This is a genomic window from Ureibacillus sp. FSL W7-1570, assembly GCF_038593265.1.
In the GTDB taxonomy this organism is placed as follows: domain Bacteria; phylum Bacillota; class Bacilli; order Bacillales_A; family Planococcaceae; genus Ureibacillus; species Ureibacillus suwonensis.
Genome location: NZ_CP151979.1, coordinates 1294196 through 1312132 on the forward strand (window position 1 = coordinate 1294196; position 17937 = coordinate 1312132).

The following is a 17937-nucleotide window of genomic DNA, read 5'->3' on the forward strand; positions in this document are numbered from 1 at the left end:
TCACAAGAGACTTTGTCTACACCTTTTTATTTGTTTTTCATTGATTTCACTTTTACGGAGTCGCGCTTTTCAATACGATAAGGCAAAATGACGTTCTGATCCTTCACTTCTTCCTTGTTCAGGAATTTTGTCAATAATCTCATCGATACCGCACCAATTTCGTATAAAGGAAGTACGACACTCGTCAATTGAGGTCTCACCATGCGGGCCAATTTGGAGTTTTCAAAGCTGATGACTTCGATATCTTCCGGAACTTTTATTCCATGATCCTGTGCTGCATGGATGATTCCGATGGCCAACTCATCGCTTCCGGCAAAGTAAGCTGTTGGAGGATTTTCGATTTCATTCAATTCTTTCCACGCTTCCATGCCGCCATCATACGAATCGTCTTCGGCTACAATCAACGCTTCATCCACTTCCAATCCGGCGTCTTGCAACGCTTTTTTATAAGCTTCAAGTTTATATTTCGCATTGATTGTATAACTTAATGGTCCGCTGATGAAGGCAATGCGCTTATGGCCGTTGTCTATTAACATTTTTATCGCTTCATAAGTGGCTTGGAAATAATCGATATTGACTGAAGGTAATTTTTTTGATTCATCGATGGAACCGGCAAGTACGATTGGTACTGGAGAATTTTCCATTGTCTGAAGTAATTTTGGTGTTACCGCATCGCTCATCATGACGATGCCGTCTACTTGTTTCCCTAACATCGTATCAAGCAGGGATAATTCTTTTTCTTCCTTTTGGTCTGAATTCGCCAGAATGATATTGTAGCGGTACATTGTGGCAATATCTTCGATCCCGCGGGCAGCCTCCGCATAAATATTATTTGAAATATCAGGAATGATGACACCGACTGTCGTTGTTTTTTTGCTTGCGAGTCCTCTGGCGACTGCATTTGGACGATATTCAAGCCGTTCAATCACTTCAAGCACTTTTTTGCGGGTAGAAGGCTTTACATTTTGGCTGCCGTTCACTACCCGGGATACTGTGGCCATGGAAACATTCGCTTCACGGGCAACATCATAGATTGTAACAGTCAAAGGATTCCCTCCCTTTTTATTTATTATTGTCTTCATAATACGATATTTTGCTTAATTTTTTCAATACATAGGAGGAGTTCAAAAAAATATAATAATTATTGTTCATAATTAGGATATTATCACTACCCCGCCGAAAAGAAAAACTACCCAATCATGATGATTGGATAGCCGCATCATTATGCTTTGTATTCGTACTGTTTCATGAATTTTTGAAGCTCTTCAAAGAACTCGTCAAATTGTTTCAAATCCATTTGTTGTTGGGAATCGGACAATGCGACTGATGGATCCGGATGCACTTCCGCCATCACACCATCTGCACCAATTGCAATGGCTGCTTTTGCGCATGGCAACAATAAGTCACGGCGGCCTGTCGAATGCGTTACGTCAACAAATACAGGCAAGTGGGTTTCTTGTTTTAAAATAGGAACCGCCGAAATGTCCAATGTGTTGCGTGTAGCTCTTTCGTATGTGCGGATTCCGCGTTCGCAAAGCATTATGTTTTCATTGCCTTTGGACATGATATATTCAGCTGCATGGATGAACTCATCGATTGTTGCTGCCAAACCGCGTTTTAATAATACCGGTTTATTTGTTTCACCGACCGCTTTTAACAATTCAAAGTTTTGCATGTTGCGGGCACCGATTTGGATGACATCCACATAATCCAACGCTTCTTCAATATGCCCAGGTGTCACAATTTCAGTAACAACGGCTAAACCATACTCTTCTGAAATGCGTTTTAAAATTTTTAGTCCTTCCAAGCCCAATCCTTGGAAATCGTAAGGTGATGTACGAGGTTTGTAAGCACCGCCACGGATGAACTTCAATCCTTTCGCTTTGATGGAAGCGGCCACTTGGGCTGTTTGTTCGTAAGATTCCACCGAACATGGACCAAAGATGAATGTTGGCTCACCTGCACCGATTTTTTCGCCATTGATTTCAATGATCGTATCTTCAGGTTTTTTCTTACGGGAAACAAGCAATTCTTTTTTCGTATCCGCTTCTAATTGTTTCAAAGCGGTTTTAAAGATTGTTTTAAAAATATAATCAACCGTCATTTGATTTAACGGACCTTTGTTATGCTTTCTCAACAAATCCAACATGTGACGTTCACGCAATGGATCGTATCGGTTGACCCCTTGTTTTTCTTTGATTTTCCCAATTTCATTTACAATTTCGGCACGTTCGTTGATCAATCGGAGAATTTCCAAGTTCAGATCATCAATTTGCTTGCGAAGTTCCTCTAATTTTTTTTGTTCACTCATATCCCTACTACTCCTCCCTACTTAAATACAACACTTTCAGAAGACTGAAATGTATGTTACATTTTAAGATAATATCCATATTATAATCAAGAAAATTCCGAATGTCACGTCTTTTAATTTAGCGCTTCAACTCGTGAAAGTATATGAAGCTATTTTTAGAAAGGAAGTGGTTTTATTGAGTTCCAAAATATTCGCTTTGGACATTGGAACCCGGTCGGTCGTCGGAATTATTTTGGAAGAAGAAAACGACCATTATCATGTTGTCGATATGCTGATGAAAGAACATAAAGAACGGGCGATGATTGACGGTCAAATACATAATGTTTTATACGTGGCGGAATTAATTAAAGAAATCAAAGATGAGTTGGAAAAAAAACACGGCCCTTTGACGAAAGTCAACGTGGCCGCTGCCGGACGGGCGTTGAAAACCGAACAGGCCCGCGTGACAACGAATATCGCAAACCGCCCCATTTTTACGCAGGAAGATATCAATCGTCTGGAATTGCAGGCCGTGCAACAAGCGCAAGTCCAACTTCTCGGGAAGCAGGAAAATGACTCAAACCATTATTATTGTGTAGGTTATTCCGTCCTGCACTATATCCTTGACGGACAGGAAATCGGAAGCCTCTTGGATCAACGGGGAAATGAAGCCGCGGTCGAAGTCATTGCCACTTTCCTTCCCCGGATCGTCATCGAGTCATTGTTGGCGGCATTAAAGAGAGCGGATTTGGAAATGGAAGCTTTGACTTTGGAACCCATTGCCGCAATCAATGTCCTGTTCCCTCCCACAATGCGACGCTTAAATGTGGCGTTGGTCGATATAGGGGCAGGTACATCGGACATCGCCATCACAAACAACAACACGATCATTGCCTATGGTATGGTGCCGACAGCGGGCGATGAAATCACTGAAAGTCTATGTGACCAATATTTGCTGGACTTCCCTGTTGCAGAAGCCGTCAAACGAAAATTGAACACGGACGAAACCGTTACCATTCAAGATATTTTGGGATTTGAACAGGAAATCCCAAGCGAAGAAGTGATCCAAACCATTGAGCCGGCCATTAAACAATTGGCGACTGCCATCGGTAATGAAATTTTGAAATTGAACAATCAAGTTCCCCCAAAAGCCGTCATGCTCATTGGGGGAGGAAGCTTGACGCCGAAACTGCCGGAAGAACTTTGCCATATATTGCAATTGCCAAAAAATCGTGTGGCGGTACGGGATATCAGTGCCATCCAGAATTTAACGAAAGATGAATCCATTGAAACGAGACCTGACCTTGTAACACCTATCGGCATTGCCATCGCCGCCAGAAAATATCCTATTCACTATATGTCTGTCACAGTCAACAACCAGGTTGTCCGGTTATTCGAAACAAAAGAAATGACGGTAAGCGATGCCTTCCTGGCGGCAAACATCAGTGCAAAACATTTATACGGAAAACCGGGACAGGGCATTTCCATCACCATTAATGGACAAGATATATTTGTTCCGGGAGAGCATGGAAGTCCGGCAACCATATTGGTGAATGGCGAGGAAGCTTCCTCAAAAACACCGATCCAGGATGGCGATGAAATCACCGTCATCCCTGGTGAAGACGGAAAAAATGCACAAGCGACAATCCGCGATATCATCGACCAGGCTTCCATGAAAAAAATCCAATTGAATGAACAAACTTATTTTGTCGAACCGATTGTTAAATTAAACGGGGAACCATCATCCCTCGATAAAGAGTTAAAAGACCGGGACCAAATTCTTTTCCAACCGATTGAAACCATCCAGGATTTCTTGGAGCATATCCATCGGCATGATCTTATTAATTCTCAAACTTTCATCGTCAAAGTTGACGGTCAACCGGTGTATATGCCTGAATACACTGCAAGTTTTCTCTTAAATGGACGGGCTGCAAAATTGTCTTATCCGATTGAAGATGGTGATGTTTTAACGATTCAAGCGCCGACATCCCCTCCAACCGTTCAGGCTGTTTTTGATCAATTGAATATCCCTTTGGAGGACTCCATTACTGTAACATTTCAAAATCAACCATTGGAATTGAAAAAAACCAGATACGAAGTCCTCATGAACGGACTGATTGTACAACCTACCTCAACGGTATATAATGGCGCTTCGTTGCAAGTGATCGAAAAAGACCCGAGTCCTTGGACTTTCCAAGATGTATTCAAATTTTCAAACTGGAAAATTCCTGAAGATTTCAAAGGGCAGTTTTCAATCCTTCGAAACGGCGAACCGATTTCTTTCGACACAGAAATTTTTGGCGGGGACATATTAGAGATTCGATTAATTGGACATCCTGCAGTGAGAAAATGATCTATCGCTTATAGAACAAAAAGAGCAAATTGGAAAACCCGCTGTTTTCCCAATTTGCTCTTTTCTTTGTTTATCCGTTTAGATCGATGATGGACGGGCCACTTCCGAAATATCTGCGCCATCATAGGCATCATTCAGATTTTCCTCATATGAAACCGTACCGTCATCAAACACTTGAGGAGATTTGTCTTTTTTCGATTTCACTTTATCCACTAAATGGGATGACTGCTCTTTTATTTGGCTTGACAGTTGGGCGGTTTTTTCTTTCGCAGTGGATGTCAGAACGATCCCCTTTTGCCGAATATTGCTGGCTTGCTCTAACACATCACTGCGCAAATCTTTCCCTGTTTTCGGAGCCAGTAACAATCCGACCGCTGCGCCTACAATTCCTCCGACGAGTGCGCCGATGACGAAATCTTTCATATTGATTGTTTCCTCCTCTCTGGTCTCCTGGACAAGAGATTCTTGTACTGCTTGTTGGTCTTTCACTTCGTTGAAATTTGTTTTATCCCCCGGCATTTGCCTTCCCCCTTTTTTTTATTTCCGGCGCTTCACTGACGTACCAGATTGATCCGCCGCTTCAACCACATCCGGTTGGGCTTTTCGTTGTTTCCATCTTTCAGCGATATCCATCACCACATTGCTCCATTGAACAACCTGGGCAATTTTTTCTTCATTTTTGTCCACTTCTTTGGAAATGGAATCCGTAATTTTGTTGATGGAGTTGTTTAAATTATTGATGGAAACTCCTATATTTTTAACCGCATCCACCACAGTGTTCAGTTTCTCTGATTTTTCCGCAATGTCAGCAGCTAAAGTATTGGTCTTTTCCAACAGAAAAGTCGTTTCGCGGGTGATTCCCTCCATTTGTTTCTCCATGCCCGCAACCGTTCCTGCAATACTTTTCAATATTCCTTTTAAAGAAAATAATGTAGCACCTATGCTAATGCAAAGTACCAGGAAAGCAATTGCAGCAACCAGTGCCGAGATATATAAGATCACTTCCATGCTGAAGACCTCCCAAAATTGATAGCTTCTTTAATATTATTCGACAAAATTTTTATTTCTCCTTCTACTGTTAAAAAAAGGAGCGTTTTACAGCTCCTTTTTTGTCCGTATTGAAATATTTTCGCCACATTTCAAAAGGACTATGCACCCGTTCTTAGTATGTCTTCAAATGCTTTTTGGTATTTGTTTACATCCCCTGCTCCCATAAAAAGAAAGACAGCATCAGAATGTTTTTTCAAATTTTCAATTCCTTCATTACGGAGGATTTCGCTTCCATCAATCAGCGCCGCCAAATCTTCTATCGATAAATTTCCGTTATGTTCACGGGCTGAACTGAATATATCACATAAATAGACAGAATCCGCCATTTTTAAACTATCGGCAAACTGCTGCAGAAATGCTTCCGTTCTGCTGAATGTGTGAGGCTGGAAAATCGCCACGATTTCCCGGTCCGGATATTTTTGTCTCGCTGACTGAATCGTTGCCACAATTTCGGTTGGATGGTGCGCATAATCATCGACAAGAACATTATTGCCAATTTTCGTCTCCGTAAAACGTCTTTTTACACCATGGAACGTTTTCATGCGTTCTTTGATGATGTTTACCGGAACCCCTTCATAGTGGCATAATGCGATGACGGCCAACGAATTCAGGATGGCATGGTCTCCAAACAATGGAATGAAGAAACGATCATAATATTCATTGCGGACATATACTTCAAAACTGGACCCTTCTGTTGTTTTTTCAATATTTTTCGCTATGAAATCATTCCGATCTCCAAACCCGTAATAGATTACCGGCACATTGGCTTGAATTTTTTGCAAATGCTCATCGTCGCCCCAAGCGATGATGGCTTTCTTCACTTGAAGTGCCAATTCTTGAAAAGCTGAAAAAACATCTTCAATATCCGAGAAATAATCCGGATGATCAAAATCGATATTGGTCATGATTGCATAATCTGGATGGTAGGCAAGAAAGTGGCGCCGATATTCACAAGCTTCCATCACAAAATATGACGCATCTTTTTTTCCTAATCCTGTACCGTCCCCGATCAAGTAAGATGTCGGCTTATAACCGCCGATCACATGGCTCATTAAGCCGGTTGTCGTTGTTTTTCCATGAGCGCCCGTAATGGCAATCGAAGTAAATTTCTTTATATATTCCCCTAAAAATTTATGATAACGGATCACATCACCGCCCAGTTCCTTTGCACGAACGATTTCCGGATGACTGTCAGGAAAGGCATTCCCTGCGATGACGGTCATTCCCGGCTGGATATTGTCAGGATCGAATTTTAAGATTTTTATATTTCTTTCTCTTAAAGGCTGTTCGGTAAAGTAATACGTTTCGACATCCGAGCCTTGCACCGTTTCGCCGGAATCAAACAATATTTGAGCAAGTGAACTCATTCCCGAACCTTTTATGCCTGTGAAATGATAAATTGTCATGATCAAAAACCTCCCAGGGATTAACCCTAATGAATAAATATTAAGTTTATGTCTAGTTTATACATTTTTAGTAATTCAAAAACCTATACCATTATAGCACGGTTTTATTTATTCGTTCGAAAAAAATGAGAGGGGGCCAGCCCCTCTAAATTTCAGTAATAACAATCAATCGAATAGTTCCGCCAAGTCCGATTCGGTGATGTAAACTTCCCTCGGCTTGCTCCCTTTTTGTTCAGATACAAAACCATAGCTTTCAAGCATCTCTATCAATCGGGCCGCCCGATTGTATCCGATGTGATATTTTCTTTGAATTAAAGAGGTGGATGCCGCACCTTGTTCAAATACAAACCGGCATACGTCTTCAAACAATTCGTCCTGCTCTTCCACCATCTCCACTTTTTTCAAGAGTTCCTCTTGCTCAAAGAAATAATCAGGCTCCCCTTGCTCTTTCACATGTTGAATGATCGCTTCAATTTCATCATCCGTCACAAAAGTGCCTTGCAAGCGGATCGGGTCGCTCATCCCGTTTCCTAAATAAAGCATGTCGCCCCGCCCAAGCAACCTTTCTGCGCCTTGGCTATCCAAAATCGTGCGGGAGTCGATTTGAGAAGATACAGAAAACGCAATGCGCGTTGGAATATTCGATTTGATCAAACCGGTGATGACGTCAACGGATGGACGTTGTGTAGCGACAATCAAATGGATGCCGCAAGCCCTCGCCTTTTGGGCAATCCGGCAAATGGATTCTTCCACATCATGCGGAGCCATCATCATCAAATCCGCCAATTCATCAATCACAATTAAAATATAAGGCAGTTTTAGACGGAGTTTTCCTTCTTGTTCCACCAGTCTATTATATCTTGGCAAATCCCGTACACCTGCATGGGCGAACAATTGATATCTCCGTTCCATCTCATCCACCGCCCACTTCAACGCCGCGGTAGCCGCTTTTACATCGGTAATCACCGGGCTGACAAGGTGCGGAATATGATTATACGGCGCCAATTCCACCACTTTTGGGTCAATGAGCATCAATCGCAATTCACTCGGTTCAGCCTTCAACAAAAGACTCACTAAAATGGAGTTGATGCACACCGATTTTCCGGATCCGGTTGCCCCGGCAATCAATCCATGGGGCATTTTGCGCAAATCGATTGTCACCGGCGTCCCCGTTAAATCTAAACCTAGGGCAGCCTCCAATGGCGAATCCGAATTTAGGAACTGTTCGCTATTGGCCACTTCCGATAATCGCACCGCCCTGGAAATGCGATTTGGTATCTCAATCCCAATGGTGTTTTTTCCCGGAATTGGTGCCTGGATGCGGATATCTTTCGCAGCAAGGGCAAGCTTTAAGTCATCCGCCAAATTGCGGATCTTGCTAACTTTCGTTCCATGCCCCACTGTAATTTCAAACTGGGTAACCGCCGGGCCTTGCATAATCGATTCCACTTTGGCGCTCACTTGGAAATAGGACAAAGTTTCCACAAGTTTTTCCGCCTGACTCTCCATCCATTCATAGTCTTCCGTCGATGTTTCCGGAGGTGTCAAATAACTGAGCAGCGGCTTGATGTAATGGGATTCATTACTTTCCGCCGGCTCGTTCAATGTTTCATGGCGGTTGGTCCCGCTTCCCGATTGATCATCGGCCTGAGTCGAATGTTCAAATGGGTTGATTGCATTTTCACCCTTTATTTCCAACCCTAATGTATTTTCGTGGTTTTTCAGCTCGATTTCAACCTTTTTCTCCGTCAATCCATTATGATTGTGCTGGTTTTTCTCCCCGGTTTGCCATTGCATTCTTTTCGCCAATTTTTCTTTATCCGACTTTAACATGATCACGTTAAACGGTATCGGCTTTTTCCTCGTTTGATTGTCATTCGCCGCAGAAGATTCCTGCAGGGATGCGGGATGACTTCCTTCATCGGAATCCTCTTTGGAAGAAAGATGAACTGTCGCTTCCCCGTGGGAGAATCCCCCGGTTTTTGCCTCCATTGTTTCTGAAGCGCGATTGTCAAAGACATGGAACCTTTCATCTTCCAATGCTGTCGAAAAATCTTCCGTTCGGGGATCCATTTTTTCGTTCAGAGGATCTGCTTCAACCGGTGACGGCTGTTCTTGCTGTTCTTGTTCAACCCCTGCCTCTTCCTGTTGATCCAACCCGTCATCCACAACGCTTCCCCCCGGAAAATCTGGTTGCACCTGCTCATTTGGCAACGGTGGAACGTCCCATTCGCCAACGCTTTCGGATGGTGAATATTCTTCATCCTCTTCTTCATATAATGGGTTGTCAATTCCTTCTTGAACATCATTCAATCCAATAGTTTCGGAATCCCGATCATGATGTTCTTCCGCGGCATGCCATTCATCCGAAAATTGCGCCGCCTTCACTGTTACTTCATTTGGGGTTTCCACCAATATTGGCACACTTCCGCCATTTTCTACGAAATCCTTTTCGACATTGCCGGATGGGGCATCCGTGAATTCACCTTCTTCAATCGAAATCGACATGCTTTCTTTCGTTTGATGAAGGATTTGTTCGACTTCTTCCTTCACTTTTTCAATCTGTTTATCAAGTTCCTCTACAACCAGTGTGCCCGGGCTTTTTTCAATCGTCGCCGATACTTCTTCTTTTCCATCAGGATTTTCCTGCTCATTGGTTCCGCGTTTCTTGGCCAGCAAGGCATTGATCGGTTGTGGTTTTTGAAATCCATAAACCGGTGAAGGGACATCGGTTGGGATAAATCTTCTTCGATTGACCGGCATTTGGACTTTTTCTTTTTCTGCGGGTTGCTCCTTCTTTTTCTGTACAGGTTTCCGTTTATTTTCCTTCTCCAACAACCGGTCGGCATATCGAGGGGGGACCTTATGTTTCGAACTGGCCGATTTTTTCTTATTTTGTATGCGCATTTCCAATAACTCGTGTATTCTTGATACTTCCACATCGTAGATCAATGAACCCTTCTCGTGTTGGGGCCCATTGTTTATAGGGAAATTGTTCTTTGTGTCTATCGGTTGATTGATAAATTCATTTTTTGGCCGCTGCAACTCTTCATCCGGAATCAATGGAAAACGAAACTTTGGTCTTTGCTGCTCTTTTTCGTATGTATGTTCTTGCAACTCTTCTTCTATCTCATGATGGTCGTATTCTTCATATTCTTCCATCATCTCGTCATTTTGGAAAAACCATTTATTCAATGTCTTTTTGAGCCATTTCATCGGTAATCACTCTTTCTAACGTTAACCTCTTTATAATTATATGATAATAATTGGTTATGAAACTACAATCTTTATAGATTTGCATCATCTTTCATATATGTATTTCCCACCTGATTCATGCATCAGAATATTAATTGCCCTAAAAGAATAACATAAGTTGTGTTGCAAAATCTTTACATTCCAATAACATTCCAATAAAAAAGGCTAGGACATCCACGTCCTAACCCCATTTTTCATCATTTGGAAGGAATTTGAAAAGCGGAACCGACCTCGGCATCATCATCCAACACTAAAATGCCTTTTTCTTGTGGTGCGTTCGGAATGGCCAATTCTCTCGCAGAACAAATCATGCCGTAAGAATCCACGCCTCTAAGTTGGGAAGGCTTGATGACCATTCCGGATGGCATCACCGCGCCTATTTTTGCAACAACGACCTTTTGCCCCGCTTCCACATTCGGCGCTCCGCAAACAATTTGCAGCACTTCATCGCCGACATTGACTTTGCATACACTTAATTTGTCCGCATTCGGATGTTTTTCTTTTTCTTCCACGTATCCGACAACAAATTTCGGTGAAAAGTCCACTTCAATGGCCAATTCCACATGGTTTTCCTTTAATGCGGACCGGATTTTCTGAACGAGTTCCTCAGTCACTTCCACATTGCCGTTAACATTCAGTTCAACATAATTACTCGCATTGAACAAATTGAATCCTTTTACTTCGCCCGTTGTTTTTTCTTTTATTAAAGCGACATCCCCCACACGCTCCACTTCCGGTGCGATGACATCTTCCGTCGTCAGTTGAACTAATAGTACATCTCCCACATGTTCTTTATTGTATGCTGCAATCATTCTGCTACTTCGTCTCCTTTTCATCGATTTTTTGCCAGAATAAATATCGGCGTCAATTCTCCATTTTCATATACAAAGGATAATGATGTAATGGGAACACGCCCGATGGAAAAGAAATGCATGGTCATTTGAGCCAGCACATCATAGCCGGTTTCATTTCGGATATCTCCAATAATCAGCACATCTTGATGGGGAACGGAGATGGCCATATCTCCTTCAATTCTTTCTCTCATTTCTTTTAAAAAGGCTTCATTCAAAAGTCTGCTTGCATCATAACCGTCATTTTCATTGACAAAATAAAAAATATTGCCTGCCACTTCATCTTTCTTCACATCCGTCGGCAACTTCTTCACGGAAAAACGGGCAACTTCCCGTATTTGATCGGCAGTGGCATTTAACTTCGGAAGCATGGATTCATCTATCAACCTGTAAGTCGTTCCTAAATCCAACGCATAATAAATGCGTGTTTCTGCCGTATGATCGGAAACGACAAAAGGATGCCCTTCTTTCGATTTCAATGGAAAAGAGGTGGAACGGATCACCGGATAGATGTTTGTCAGGCTGAAGATGTCTTCATTCCGTTCCTTCTCCATCGCATCAAAGGTCTGTTCGATTGTATATATCACATCTTCCAACGCTTTTTCCTGTCTTTCATTGTATTTCGCCAGTATTCCCGGAAGATGGATTTCCATTCCTTTTTTCAGTGTTTTATGATCTAATCGCAATTTGTCATCTTTGCGATTGTATGAGAAATCAAATTTTTCCGTACCCAATCGTTCTTTTAATAGTTCGACGAGCTGTTCAGGCTTCACAATCATCACTTCCTTATATGCACAAATAAACGGCTCACCCAACGTGAACCGTTTTATTTTCATGCTTCTATTGTATCAGAAGTGATGAGTGTTCGTCATTAAAATGAACCTTTCAGCGCTCCACTTCGACAGAGCGGGCAATCATCATCATCTCTACCAGCTTATCATCCATTTTCCGGTCGTTTGAGATGGTAGAAACTTTTACTCCGCCACTGCTGGCGATCAGTTCAAATTGTTCATCGCCATGATTGAGCACCATTGTAAATCCAAAAGCGCCGTCCAATTCAACGGGTTGTTCCTTTACAATTTTGTCGGACATGCTGTTTTTTAACAATTCATAATGAAGTTTGCTGTCTTCTTCTTCATTTACATTTACGAATAGAATATATTTGTTTTTTCCTTGAGATAGAACGTAATTGTTAACGTCATCGGTTTCTTTGATGCTATAGCCTGATGGTAGATAGAGATCGATTTGGCCAATTTTCTTATTCGGCTCCCTTGGAGATTCCTCAAATACGGTTTGTGCACTAGCAACCCCTATATTGATTTGCTCTTCCACGGACTTTCCACATCCGGATAACACAAGCAACAACATGGCGCTAATGGTTAATAATAACCATTTCTTCATTTCTTTTTCACATCCTTTACCAAACTATATTTTAGTAGGATATCGATACGAGCGCAATCTTAAATTCTATTAGTAGATGAATAGACAAAAAGCAGAAAGCGTCGTCACTATCTATTTTCTTTTGCAAAAAGGTACTGTCCGACCAAAATTTTCACAATATGTTCAAACATTTCTGTTCGGCTGATGAGGTTTGCCGTCAGTATGCCGATGGCGCCTTTATGATGGCGGGTACCCTTTTCATGCGCATATTCATCCATGACCGGCCCCAATTCTTCACCGTCCCTAAGTTTCTCCGCGATTTTCTCCGGTAACATAAACAGCGCTCCTGCCGCAGTCAACACTTGGCCATTTTTTAATGCCAGCGCCCCCCAATTGCAGCAATACATGATGCCTTCCATTTCCCGAACTCCGCCTTCAAGGCCAAAATTCAAATCCGCCCCGGTTGCTTCCAGCGCATTCAATGCACGATTGATGGCACCTTGTCTCGTTTCTTCGTCAGAGAATGGTTGATTTGAAACATTTGAAGGGACGTCCACTTCCAAAAATTCAACATCGTCAAAGTATGTATTGATTACATTTTGCACCGCTAAAGCCTTTGCACGATTGAGTGTTCCGATTGCCACTTTCATGTTGTTCCCTCATTTCACTTTACTATCATTATGTTCCCAATTTTCGCAGATTTTCATTACATTCTCATTACATCTGTGTAACAGAATAAATCGCCGTTTCCCGAAGAAACGACGAAATGTAATTTTTTCTTCATATAAACCTCTTACGGATTTTGGAGAATGGTATCAACCGTTGTCCGGTCCAAAGATCGGATTAACTTGACAAGCAACTCTTTTGCCGCCAAATAATCATCTACATGGATGATGGAAGCGGATGTATGGATATAGCGGGAACATATGCCAACGACCGCACTTGGTATGCCGCCGTTCATCGTATGAACTCTTCCCGCATCCGTTCCACCTTTTGAAACGAAGTATTGGTAAGGGATATGATTGGATTCTGCCGTATCCAAAATGAAATCCCTCAATGAGCGATGTGTGACCATCGTTGGGTCATAGATGCGCAACAATACCCCTTTCCCCAATTGTCCAAATTCGTTCCGATCGCCAGTGACATCATTGGCGGCAGAAGCATCCAATGCAAAGAACAAATCCGGTTGGATCATATGAGCGGATACTTGGGCACCGCGCAGACCGACTTCCTCCATGACATTTGCGCCGGAATAAAGGTGATTCACCACTTTTTCATCTTTCAATTCTTTTAAAAGTTCGATGGCAAGTCCGCAACCATAACGGTTATCCCAAGCCTTGGCCATAATTTTTTTCGGATTCGCCATCACCGTAAATGGACAAACGGGAATGATGGATTGTCCAGGACGAATGCCCATATTGATTGCATCTTCTTTATTGTCCGCACCGACATCGATCAACATATCTTTTACATCGACCGGCTTCTTCCGCTGTTCTTCCGTCAATAAATGCGGCGGCGTCGATGCAATGACACCCGGGATTTCCCGTTCTTTTGCATAAATTTTCACCCGCTGAGCAAGCAACACTTGAGCATTCCATCCGCCCAACGTTTGAAAGCGGATCATGCCATTGTCGGTAATGCCAGTGACCATGAATCCCACTTCATCCATATGGCCCGCCACCAGGATTTTTGGCGCATTTGTTTCTTCCGACTTGCGCAATCCGAAAATTCCGCCCAAATTGTCTTGCACGATTTCATCCGCATATTTTTCCAGTTCTTTGCGCATAAACGCACGCACCTGATGCTCGTTTCCAGGCGCTCCCGGGAGTTCCGTCAATGTTTTAAATAATTGCAAAGTTTCTTCATTCACTATGGAACACTCCTTCTTGTTATACTTGTTTTATTTTAGCACAATCACGGGAAAACATTGGAACTGCAAACCGCATTTTCAGTCTGGGCAAAAAGATTTAATCTTTTACTTAAGGCAACAAAAAGGAAATTGAAACTATTTTATAGAAATGAGTATATAATCGGGAAAATGTTTCATCCTGCTTTGAGAAGGCCCAAATAGAAATTTAATGGTACAATGGTATCTGAGGAGGGAATTGGAAAATGAATTTACGTGATTTTATGTTGGGAGTAACAACTGGATTAGCTGCGGCGGTCATCATAAAAGAAGCATCAGAACGAATTCAGCCTTATATGAATCCAAATCAAATTTTGGAAAATATTAAAGAGGAATTTCGAAAAGAGAGCCCAATTGATGGTTCATGGATTTATATGAAACCTGAAAATTTCCATAACGGAATTATGACAATCCCGGTTTATCGTGGCGGCATTTCAAGGGTTGTCGAGGGCGAAGTGGAAAACTTTGAATTTGCAGCCGATGCCCGTTCAGGGGTCATCGTTGAATTGAAGAAAACTTGACAAAAAAAGATGGGAAATATCCCATCTTTTTTAGTTATTTGTCTGGAATTGGATTTTCGCTTCTTTCCCGCGCTTCATGGAATCAATGATTTCTTTTCCCGTTTCATCCCACTGAACCATGCGGTAGTACGCATCGTGATAGAAGATGAATTTATATCCGCCCGTATAGGCTTCTTTTAAAATCTTCTCTTTTGCGAAGATGCTTGTCATTGGGTAATCATCATAAGCCATCACCCATAACGGATTTTGATGGGCATGGGTTGGCATAATGTCGGCCATATGAATGAGGGTTTCGCCCTTTTGTTTCAATTTCACAATGGCATGTCCGTCACTATGGCCGCCCGTATGAATCATTTCAATCCCAGGAGCAATTTCGATAAAGTCGTTGAATGTCACCACTTGATCTTGAATCGGCTCCCAATTTTCCACCCAGTAAGTGGCTTTTGAACGGATATTCGGATTGCGCATTTCATCCCATTCAATTTGGGAAACGTAAATTTTGGCTTTTGGGAAAGTGGAAACCAATTGTTCACCTTCATATTTTGTCAATCCGCTGGCATGATCGAAGTGCATATGGGTCATCAAAATTCCATCAATATCTTCAACTGTCAAACCTAATTTTTGTAAGCTCTCCTCAATATTGGACAACTCGGTCACACCATAGTTGCGGATTTGCTTTTCATTTAATTTATTTCCAATTCCGCTGTCAATCATATAATTTTTTCCATTATATTGAATGAGAATGGGTTCACAGGATAATTCGATTTGATTTTTCTCGTTTGAAGGATACTTCCTGGACCATAAAGGTTTTGGAACCACTCCAAACATTGCACCCCCATCCAGCGATGTAACGCCCCCATCCAGCCATGTCAGCGTCATATCATGAAATTGCAGTTTGTCCATCATTTCTCCCCCCTGATGAAAATTAAAATATCTATATCAATTGATTGAAACAGCTGCCATTGTTGGACAATGGAACGTTTCAACAACTGAACCCCTTATTTTTTCACAAATTTCGATTCCAATCGGTAAATCGGCTGCCCCAATGACGAAAACTTTTCTTCGTATTCTGTCCGTATATTATCTTCCGGTTCATTGGCATGCAAGTCCAAAGATACGTCTTTTAAGACCATGCCATATTGGGACATGGAAACCAATGAAAATTCAAATAGCCCGCGATTATCCGTTTTAAAATGGATTTCGCCTTCATCCACCAATATCGATTCATAAATGCTCAGAAATTTTTCGTGGGTTAATCTGCGCTTTGCATGGCGTTTTTTTGGCCAAGGATCCGAAAAATTCAAATAGATACGGTGGACATCATTTTTTTGGAAAAATTTCTCCAACTCTTCAGCATTGACTTTCAATAAGCGCAAGTTTGGAGGCGAACCCGCTTCCAACGCTTTTTCCAATGCTTTTACGATGACTTTGTCATATAATTCGATTCCAATATAGTTGATATCCGGATTGGCTTGGGCCATACCCACGATAAATTGCCCTTTTCCTGAACCCACTTCGATATGTAATGGATGATCATTTCCGAAAATCTCACTCCACTTCCCTTTATAATCTTCAGGATTTGGAATGACCACCTCGGGATGTTGCTGAATAAATTCCCGAGCCCAAGGTTTATTTCGCATTCTCACGACAATACCCTACTTTCTATGATGTTTTCTTATTTTATATTATCCAGGATTTGTTGATAAGATCAGGATTAAATTATGTAATAAGCCTCTTTTGGGAAGTCTTTTCCCTATCCTTCATGTCTTATTGACGGATGTTATCTTCCCTTTCCGGTTCCTGATTGGAAGCTTGCCAAATGGCCCGGCTATAGGAAGTTGTATCCACATTGCTTAAAATGGCTTGAGCCGCCTCAATCTGTTTCTTTTTAATAGGAGACGGTGAATATTTCAGCTGTTGCAGCCACTCGGTATATCCGCGCTTATCGACAAGTTGCACGTTGAATAAAGACATGGATTGCGCAAAATAACCGGTCCGTGACAACAAGATTTTCCGAATCGGAAAATCCGCCTGATGATTTTTGAATAGCTGGGATACAATGGCATCCATCCGATTGAGTTGGATGATCGGATTCAATATTTTTTCATTTCTCTTTCCGATCTTTTTCGTCCAAAACCGGTCGCCATCACCAATATACACGGCATCCTCTTCCTGCTCCACCAATGTGATGCATAAACACTCGGTCGGCGTTAAAATGATGACGTCCAACTCTACAGGCGCCTTTTTTATTTTAATAATCGGATAATAAAATACCAGATAATTATCCGGCAATCGTTGGAGAACCGTTCTTAAAAAACCGTCCCGATAAAAGCGCGGATCGATATAAGATTTTTCCAATAACGTTGAACTGGCCCACTTTAATTGAAAATGGAAAAACTGGTCAAGAAACATCCGTTTTAAATCTTCGAGGTTATCCGGTTGATAAACAATATTTGGCTCAAAGGACAAAGTGGATTCCGCTTCAAAATGCTCCTCCCGATCCTCCATCGCTTCATGGGATACATCAACGGACTCGATATCCTCTTCTTCCTCCATCCGTTTCTTGTGCAGCCATTTTTTTATAAAGGAGAAGCGTTTCGGTTGTTCTTCCTCTTCCTCGATATGCTTCCAAATGATCGGTTCTTCCCCGGTAAGCCACTGCTGCTTCACTTTTTCCCACTGCGTTCTTTTTAAACGGACGTATTGGGTAGGATATCTTGTTATATCAATCTGATATCTTGAAATATAGTCTTGCAGTTTTATTAGTTGAGCCAATGAAAACACTCTCCTACTAACTCTCTTCAATCCATTTTACATGACAGTCCAAAAAATTCATAGTGACCGTTATCTTTGAAAAATAAAAAAATTCCTCATCCTTGAGAAGATTCGGGTTTGATAAAGCATTCCACAAGCAAAAAAGTACCC

The 17937-nt window shown here is 41.9% G+C and carries 16 protein-coding genes; 2 read left to right on the forward strand and 14 right to left on the reverse strand.

Annotation, left to right across the window (positions count from 1 at the left end):
• Positions 1-26: 26 nt before the first annotated feature.
• Entirely contained in the window at positions 27-1046 is a 1020-nt protein-coding gene (gene ccpA, locus NST13_RS06300; RefSeq protein ID WP_342468903.1) for a catabolite control protein A, read from the reverse strand.
• A gap of 176 nt (positions 1047-1222) precedes the next feature.
• Entirely contained in the window at positions 1223-2311 is a 1089-nt protein-coding gene (locus NST13_RS06305) for a bifunctional 3-deoxy-7-phosphoheptulonate synthase/chorismate mutase (protein ID WP_342468902.1), read from the reverse strand.
• A gap of 175 nt (positions 2312-2486) precedes the next feature.
• Between NST13_RS06305 and pilM the strand changes: the two genes are divergently transcribed.
• Complete coding sequence (gene pilM, locus NST13_RS06310; RefSeq protein ID WP_342581662.1) at positions 2487-4643, forward strand: pilus assembly protein PilM; 2157 nt, start codon at positions 2487-2489, stop codon at positions 4641-4643.
• A 78-nt stretch (positions 4644-4721) separates the two neighbouring features.
• Here pilM and NST13_RS06315 read toward each other — a convergent pair whose 3' ends face one another.
• The 9 genes from NST13_RS06315 to NST13_RS06355 all read right to left on the reverse strand — a co-directional run bounded on the left by NST13_RS06315 (position 4722) and on the right by NST13_RS06355 (position 14455).
• Positions 4722-5162: a YtxH domain-containing protein gene (locus NST13_RS06315; RefSeq protein WP_342468900.1), complete on the reverse strand. Its 441-nt coding sequence runs from the start codon at positions 5160-5162 to the stop codon at positions 4722-4724.
• A gap of 18 nt (positions 5163-5180) precedes the next feature.
• Positions 5181-5651 (reverse strand): DUF948 domain-containing protein, encoded by a 471-nt coding sequence (locus tag NST13_RS06320; RefSeq protein ID WP_342468899.1) that lies wholly within the window; start codon positions 5649-5651, stop codon positions 5181-5183.
• A gap of 140 nt (positions 5652-5791) precedes the next feature.
• The gene (gene murC / locus NST13_RS06325; RefSeq protein ID WP_342581663.1) at positions 5792-7099 is read right to left on the reverse strand and encodes a UDP-N-acetylmuramate--L-alanine ligase; all 1308 of its coding nucleotides are present in this window, start codon (positions 7097-7099) and stop codon (positions 5792-5794) included.
• A 165-nt stretch (positions 7100-7264) separates the two neighbouring features.
• Positions 7265-10315, reverse strand: a complete 3051-nt coding sequence (locus NST13_RS06330; RefSeq protein WP_342581664.1) for a DNA translocase FtsK — start codon at positions 10313-10315, stop codon at positions 7265-7267.
• A gap of 236 nt (positions 10316-10551) precedes the next feature.
• Positions 10552-11166 (reverse strand): YtpR family tRNA-binding protein, encoded by a 615-nt coding sequence (ytpR, locus tag NST13_RS06335; RefSeq protein WP_342581665.1) that lies wholly within the window; start codon positions 11164-11166, stop codon positions 10552-10554.
• 20 nt (positions 11167-11186) lie between these two features.
• On the reverse strand, positions 11187-11978 hold the full coding sequence (locus tag NST13_RS06340; RefSeq protein WP_342581822.1) for a DUF1444 domain-containing protein: 792 nt from the start codon (positions 11976-11978) through the stop codon (positions 11187-11189).
• Between the two features lie 112 nt (positions 11979-12090).
• Positions 12091-12606, reverse strand: coding sequence for a hypothetical protein (locus NST13_RS06345; protein ID WP_342581666.1), 516 nt, complete (start codon positions 12604-12606; stop codon positions 12091-12093).
• A gap of 107 nt (positions 12607-12713) precedes the next feature.
• Positions 12714-13235 (reverse strand): DUF84 family protein, encoded by a 522-nt coding sequence (locus NST13_RS06350; RefSeq protein WP_342581667.1) that lies wholly within the window; start codon positions 13233-13235, stop codon positions 12714-12716.
• Between the two features lie 143 nt (positions 13236-13378).
• On the reverse strand, positions 13379-14455 hold the full coding sequence (locus NST13_RS06355) for a M42 family metallopeptidase (protein ID WP_342581668.1): 1077 nt from the start codon (positions 14453-14455) through the stop codon (positions 13379-13381).
• Between the two features lie 242 nt (positions 14456-14697).
• Between NST13_RS06355 and NST13_RS06360 the strand changes: the two genes are divergently transcribed.
• Positions 14698-15012: a hypothetical protein gene (locus NST13_RS06360; protein WP_342581669.1), complete on the forward strand. Its 315-nt coding sequence runs from the start codon at positions 14698-14700 to the stop codon at positions 15010-15012.
• A gap of 30 nt (positions 15013-15042) precedes the next feature.
• Here NST13_RS06360 and NST13_RS06365 read toward each other — a convergent pair whose 3' ends face one another.
• The 3 genes from NST13_RS06365 to NST13_RS06375 form a co-directional block, all read right to left on the reverse strand.
• Positions 15043-15915, reverse strand: coding sequence for an MBL fold metallo-hydrolase (locus tag NST13_RS06365; protein WP_342471267.1), 873 nt, complete (start codon positions 15913-15915; stop codon positions 15043-15045).
• 95 nt (positions 15916-16010) lie between these two features.
• On the reverse strand, positions 16011-16658 hold the full coding sequence (gene trmB / locus NST13_RS06370) for a tRNA (guanosine(46)-N7)-methyltransferase TrmB (protein ID WP_342468891.1): 648 nt from the start codon (positions 16656-16658) through the stop codon (positions 16011-16013).
• Between the two features lie 121 nt (positions 16659-16779).
• The gene (locus tag NST13_RS06375) at positions 16780-17787 is read right to left on the reverse strand and encodes a nuclease-related domain-containing protein (RefSeq protein ID WP_342468890.1); all 1008 of its coding nucleotides are present in this window, start codon (positions 17785-17787) and stop codon (positions 16780-16782) included.
• Between the last annotated feature and the right edge of the window lie 150 nt (positions 17788-17937).